At 57.8% G+C, this 6,243-nt stretch carries 4 protein-coding genes and 1 pseudogene; 2 read left to right on the top strand and 3 right to left on the bottom strand.

All coding sequences use genetic code 11. The annotated features are described in order from the left end of the window. The first annotated feature begins 168 nt into the window (after positions 1-168). Complete coding sequence (locus B3187_RS01315) at positions 169-618, top strand: NfeD family protein (RefSeq protein ID WP_286804290.1); 450 nt, start codon at positions 169-171, stop codon at positions 616-618. A gap of 213 nt (positions 619-831) precedes the next feature. Further along, on the top strand, positions 832-1,758 hold the full coding sequence (locus B3187_RS01310) for an SPFH domain-containing protein (protein ID WP_286804289.1): 927 nt from the start codon (positions 832-834) through the stop codon (positions 1,756-1,758). 149 nt (positions 1,759-1,907) lie between these two features. Here B3187_RS01310 and cysN read toward each other — a convergent pair whose 3' ends face one another. The 3 genes and pseudogenes from cysN to B3187_RS17495 form a co-directional block, all read right to left on the bottom strand. Further along, positions 1,908-3,812, bottom strand: a complete 1,905-nt coding sequence (gene cysN, locus B3187_RS01305) for a sulfate adenylyltransferase subunit CysN (RefSeq protein ID WP_286804288.1) — start codon at positions 3,810-3,812, stop codon at positions 1,908-1,910. Positions 3,813-4,049: 237 nt separating this feature from the next. Beyond that, positions 4,050-5,486, bottom strand: a complete 1,437-nt coding sequence (gene cysD, locus B3187_RS01300) for a sulfate adenylyltransferase subunit CysD (protein ID WP_286804300.1) — start codon at positions 5,484-5,486, stop codon at positions 4,050-4,052. Between the two features lie 225 nt (positions 5,487-5,711). Beyond that, a pseudogene (locus B3187_RS17495) lies at positions 5,712-5,903 on the bottom strand (helix-turn-helix domain-containing protein); the annotation flags it as partial. Positions 5,904-6,243 lie beyond the last annotated feature (340 nt).

Genomic DNA, 6,243 nt, shown 5'->3' with positions numbered 1-6,243 from the left:
GTAGGTCGGATTAGCGCACAGCGCGTAATCCGACAGTTACCCCCTTAGCACGAACGTCGGATTACGCGCTGCGCGCTAATCCGACCTACCCAAGAGCAGAGGGTGTCGTGCGCGGCGGCGGATGGTACTATGACAGCCTGAACCAATAACAACCGCACGGACGTTACTATGCTGATTACCACCTACGCATTCTGGCTATTGCTGGGCATCGCCTTGCTGCTCTCCGAGCTGTTTATCCCCGGACTGATCGCCGCCTTCTTCGGCATTGGCGCGCTACTGGTAGGCGTGCTCACGCTACTGGGCATCATCGACACCCTGGCCGCCCAACTGGCCGTCTTTACCGTGTTCAGCCTCGTGGCCCTGTTCGCTCTGCGCAAACACTTCCACCGCTGGCTACGCGGCACCGAAGCCGACCCCTCCGCCAAAGATATGGACGACGCTGGCGTCATCGGCTCCAGAGTCAAAGTCCTGACCGACTTCACCGACGGCACCGGCAGCGTGCAGCTCAACGGCGCCAAATGGGACGCCGAATCTCCCGACTCCCTGAAAATGGGTGACTCCGCGTGGGTCAGCGAACACAAAGGCATTATTTTGGTAGTCAGCGCCACCAAACCTTAAGGTCGATACGATACAGGTTTTTTATGCCACTGAGGCCCTGCAAGGAGGGAACCCTTTCAAGACCGTAAGCGGAGGGACTCCGCGCGTCGAGCCCCCATGGATGGGTTTACGGCGTGTCTTGAAAGGGTTCCCTCCTTGCAGGGCCGGACGCGATGTAAACAATCCAACTCAATATAAACACACAATTCATAATCAAACCCCGGAGAACCACCAATGGAACTTGATATCCCCACAATCATCATGCTGGCCATCGTCGCGCTGGTCATCATCACCCTCGTCAAAACCGTACGCATCGTCCCACAGCGATCCGCCTTCATCGTCGAGCGCCTCGGCAAATACGCCAAAACCCTCGAAGCCGGCTTCCACATCCTGATTCCTTTCATTGACAAAGTGTCCTACCAGCACACACTGAAAGAAGAAGCCATCGACGTCCCCAGCCAGGCCTGTGTGACCAAAGACAACATCCAGGTGGTCGTCAATGGCGTCATCTACCTGCAAGTCATCGACCCGAAACTCGCCAGCTATGGTATCAGCGACTACCGCTACGCCGGCATCCAGCTGGCGCAAACCACCCTGCGTTCAGTGGTGGGTAAAATCGATCTGGATAAAACCTTTGAAGAGCGGGAATCGATCAACGTCCAGGTAGTGCAGGCGCTGGACGAAGCGGCCAAACCCTGGGGCGTGAAAGTCATGCGCTACGAAATTGCCGACATCGAACTGCCCGCCACCATTCTAGATGCGCTGGAAAAACAGATGCGGGCCGAACGTGAACGTCGCGCCACCGTCGCCGAATCCGAAGGCGAGCGTCAGGCAAAAATCAACGTATCCGAAGGGCAGAAGCAGGAAACCATCAACCTGTCCGAAGCCGAAAAGCTGCGTCAGATCAACGAAGCCGAAGGTAAAGCGCGGGAAATCGAAATGATCGCCACCGCCACCGCCGAAGGTATTCGCCGCGTCGCGGAAGCCATCAACCTGGAAGGCGGCAAGGATGCGGTGAACTTGCGTGTAGCGGAACAGTACGTACGTGAGTTTGGCAAGTTGGCGAAAGAAAACAACACCATGATCCTCCCCGCCGAATTCGCCGACATCGGCGGCGCCGTCGCCGCCATAACCCGTACATTGGAGTCCGCCAAAAAATAACGGATGCCGTGGACAGAGGTTTGCGTAGGGGCCGAGCGCAGCGGTATGACCCGCATCCGCCGTTACCGTGCGTGACGTGTATTTACGGCGGATGCGCTTCGCTTATCCGCCCTACGCGGACAACGCCGTACGCCGCCCGTCCAACACAACTACGCCAAATACCCCCGATCCGCCATAAACTGAATCACCCGCTCGGCGGCCTCATCGGCGGAAATATCCGTGGTATTCAACACACACTCCGGATTCACCGGCGGTTCATAAGGCGAGTCGATCCCGGTAAAGTTCTTCAACTCACCCTTGCGCGCCTTGCGATACAAGCCTTTCACATCCCGCTGCTCAGCCACTTCCAGAGGCGTATCCACATACACCTCCACAAACTCATTGGCTTCCAACAGGTTGCGAGCCATATCCCGCTCCGAGCGGAAGGGCGAAATAAACGCGGTAATCACAATCAGCCCCGCGTCCACCATCAGCTTGGCCACTTCTGCAATCCGGCGGATGTTCTCCACCCGGTCTGCATCGGTAAAGCCCAGGTCCTTGTTAAGACCGTGACGCACGTTATCGCCGTCCAGAAGGTAGGTGTGATGCCCCCGCGCATACAGCTTCTTTTCCACCAGGTTGGCAATGGTGGATTTGCCCGCGCCGGACAAACCGGTCAGCCAAAGAACGCAAGGCTTCTGGTTCTTCAGCTGCTGGCGCGCCTGCTTGTTCACATCCACGTGCTGAACGGTAATGTTCTGGCTGCGGCGCAGCGAGAAGTGGATCATGCCCGCGCCCATGGTGTTGTAAGTCAGGCGATCAATCAGAATAAAACCACCGGTATCGTGGTTATCTTTATAGGCATCAAAGGCGATGTCCTGGTCCAGATTGATGGTGCACACCCCGATGCCGTTCAGCGCCAGGTTTTTGGCCGCCGTGTGCTCCAGAGTGTTCACATTTACCTGATACTTGATGTCGGTGATAGTGGCCGACACGGTTTTGGTGCCGATCTTCATCAGGTAGGTGCGGCCCGGCAGCATCGGGTCGTCATTCATCCAGACGATGGTCACCTCGAACTGATTGGCGACGGAGGCGGGGGTGTCAGACGCACAGAGCAGGTCACCCCGCGAAATATCGATCTCGTCGGTCAGGGTCAGGGTCACGGACTGCCCAGCGACGGCTTTGTCCAGATCACCGTCGAGCGTGTAAATGCGCTCCACGTAACTTTCTCGACCGGAGGGCAGGGTGCGTATTTTATCGCCCGGGTGAATGACCCCGCTGGCGAGCTGCCCGGAGAAGCCCCGAAAATCCAGATTGGGTCGGTTCACCCACTGCACCGCCATGCGGAAGGGCGATTCCTGCATCAGCTCATCATCCACCTCGACCGTTTCGAGGTAACCCATCAGGGTCGTACCCCGATACCAGGGCATGCGCTCACTGCGCTCAATGATATTGTCGCCCCGGAGCGCGGACATCGGAATAAAGGTGATGTTCTCCAGACCGATCTGCTTGGCGAACTCACGATATTCTTCAACGATGCGATTAAACGTTTTTTCCGAATAATCCATCAGGTCCATCTTGTTGATTGCCACCACCACATGGCGAATGCCGATCAGTGCGGCGAGATAACTGTGGCGCTTGGTCTGGGTCAGAATGCCCTTGCGGGCATCGACCATCAGAATCGCCGCATCGGCGGTGGAGGCGCCGGTCACCATATTGCGGGTGTACTGCTCATGCCCCGGGGTGTCGGCAACAATGAACTTGCGACGGTCGGTGGAGAAAAACCGGTAGGCCACATCGATGGTAATGCCTTGCTCGCGTTCGGCGGCCAGTCCATCCACCAGCAGCGCGAAATCCATCTCCTCACCTTGGGTGCCCCAACGGGCCGAATCCGCTTCCACGGCGGCGAGCTGGTCTTCAAACAGCATCTTGGACTCGAACAGCAAGCGCCCAATGAGGGTGCTCTTGCCATCGTCTACGCTACCGCAGGTAATAAAGCGCAACAGGCTCTTGTGCTCGTGCTGCTCCAGGTATTCGTTAATGTCTTCCGCGATCAAACTCGATTGGTGGCTCATAATCTTGTCCTGTGAATCTCTTTTGGCATCGGCGGATGCGGGCTGCGCCCTTATCCGCCCTACGCAAATTTGGGTGCTGAGGTCCGGGAAGGGAAACCCCTTTCAAGACCGTAAGCGGCGGGAGTCCGCGAGGCGAGCCCCCAGGGATGGGTTTACGGCGTGTCTTGAAAGGGGTTTCCCTTCCCGGACCGGACGTGATGACACACCACTCTCGCCAAAACCCAACCCAAATATTGCTCAAAAATACCCTTCCTGCTTCTTCTTCTCCATCGACGCGGAAGAATCATGGTCAATCATCCGCCCCTGGCGCTCCGAAGTGCGGGTCAACAACATCTCCTGAATAATATCCGGCAGAGTATCCGCCTCGGACTCAACCGCGCCGGTCAACGGATAACAACCCAGCGTCCGGAAACGCACCTTCTTCATCATCGGCACCTCGCCGGGATTCAACGGCATACGGTCATCATCCACCATGATCAGCGTACCGTCGCGCTCCACCACTGGGCGCTCGGCGGAGTAATACAAAGGCACAATCGGAATCTGCTCCAGATGGATGTACTGCCAGATATCCAGCTCCGTCCAGTTCGACAGCGGGAACACACGAATGGACTCTTTCGGGTGTTTTTTCGCGTTGTACAGCTTCCAGATCTCCGGGCGCTGGTTCTTCGGATCCCACCGATGGTTGGCGGTACGGAAGGAAAAAATCCGCTCCTTCGCACGGGACTTCTCCTCATCCCGGCGCGCGCCCCCAAAGGCCGCATCGAACCCGTACTTGGTCAACGCCTGCTTGAGCGCCTCGGTTTTCATGATGTCAGTATGAATGGCCGAGCCATGCGTAAAGGGATTGATGCCTTGGGCACGGCCCTCCTCGTTGACGTGGACAATCAGCTTCATGCCGGTTTCCTTCGCCATGCGCGCGCGGAACTTATACATCTCCTGAAACTTCCAGGTGGTATCCACGTGCAACAAAGGGAAGGGCGGAACGGACGGGGCGAAGGCCTTCATCGCCAGGTGCAGCATTACGGCACTGTCTTTACCGATGGAGTACAGCATCACCGGATTCTCCGTTTCCGCGACCACTTCGCGCATAATCTGAATGCTCTCGGCTTCCAGCCGCTGAAGGTGTGTGAGTGCCATAGGATTCCTCTTCTGTGGTTTGCGCAATGCCGAGGGGTCGGCATCGGGTTGTGATTGTTTGGTCTTTGGGTGTGACGGGTTGGGACTATTCAATGGTGGATGACGGCCTTCGGCCTTATGCCACCCTACGGTTGGGGAGGGCGTCTGGGGATCGGTTGGCCAGTGGGGTATCGTCAAAAGCTGAATCGGTTTGTCGCCGGCCAACCAAGGTCGCAGCAGCTCATGCCGGCTTAAATCCACCGACTGAAACACCAGAACCGCCTCGTCGCCCAGGGTTTGTTCCAGGCGTTCAAGAAACGCGGCGATATCGTCCGCACGAGGCGGGGTAGGGAAGGCCGACCACAATAACTGGCCTCGACCGTCCCGGGCAAAGAGCTGATAGCCGCGCAGCGGCTCACCCTCATACTCACCATTGATAGAGCGAACACCCCCGGTAAGCACCTTCCGTCGCCCAGGCTCCACCCCACGTTCGGCAAGCAGCTGATCCGGCACCCCGCGGGAAGGTCCGTCAGCGACGCTCAACCCCCACCGCTCCATATACCGCCCGGCACTCCGCCCAGTAACCTCAATCCCCCGAGTCTCCAGAAACCCGCTCACAGCCCGAAGACTCCAAAGCTCACCCTCAAAGCTCGGCGCGGCTGGTGTAGGGCGGATAAGCACAGAGTGCGCATCCGCCGTTGTCACACCCTCTGCATCTGCCGCTCGCAATTGGGTTGCACTCGTCGTCGCGTATTCACGGGTATTAGACGCTTCGCGCCCCCGACGCCCCCGAGCCTTAGTCTCCACCGCCGCCCAACCTCCGGCCACAAACCGCTTGTAAGCGTCCGTAATAGTCGGTCGAGTTAACCCCGTTAACTCACTGATTTCCTTATAGGTTTTCTGCTCAATCCGCAGCCGCACCGCCTGCTTACGCAGCCGGTTCAAGTCATCCGCAGAGAGCTTTTTACCACCCATAACCCATCCATCAGTGATCAGAAAACACCCAGATTACCCAACAAACAACTCAATGTAAAACATTTAATGTCGCAGTCTCACGCCCGGCTTCCCGTAGTCCAGTAGGTCGGCTTAGGCCAAAGGCCGTAAGCCGACAGTGTGCCTCGGCGGTGTTGTGTCTGCTTACGGCCTGCGGCCTAAGCCGACCTACGGTACTCTTCAGTCGGTATGGTCACGGCGGATGCGCCTGCGGCTCCGAGGCGTTGGACCGATCCGCCCTACGACAGGCTTTGGTTGTTGCGTTGATTTGGGTAACGGCGGATGCGGGCTTCGCCCTCCGAGGCGTCGGACCGATCCGCCC

The sequence above is a fragment of the Marinimicrobium sp. UBA4209 genome (genome assembly GCF_002381585.1).
GTDB lineage: Bacteria > Pseudomonadota > Gammaproteobacteria > Pseudomonadales > Cellvibrionaceae > Marinimicrobium > Marinimicrobium koreense.
Note: the sequence above shows the minus strand (reverse complement) of the source record. Positions and strands in the feature narration are given on the sequence as shown.

Excerpts from the sequence above, each read along its gene's own strand:
- B3187_RS01315 (WP_286804290.1), top strand. The coding sequence starts at position 169 with ATGCTGATTACCACCTACGCATTCTGGCTATTGCTGGGCATCGCCTTG.
- B3187_RS01310 (WP_286804289.1), top strand. The coding sequence starts at position 832 with ATGGAACTTGATATCCCCACAATCATCATGCTGGCCATCGTCGCGCTG.
- cysN (WP_286804288.1), bottom strand. The coding sequence starts at position 3,812 with ATGAGCCACCAATCGAGTTTGATCGCGGAAGACATTAACGAATACCTG.
- cysD (WP_286804300.1), bottom strand. The coding sequence starts at position 5,486 with ATGGAGCGGTGGGGGTTGAGCGTCGCTGACGGACCTTCCCGCGGGGTG.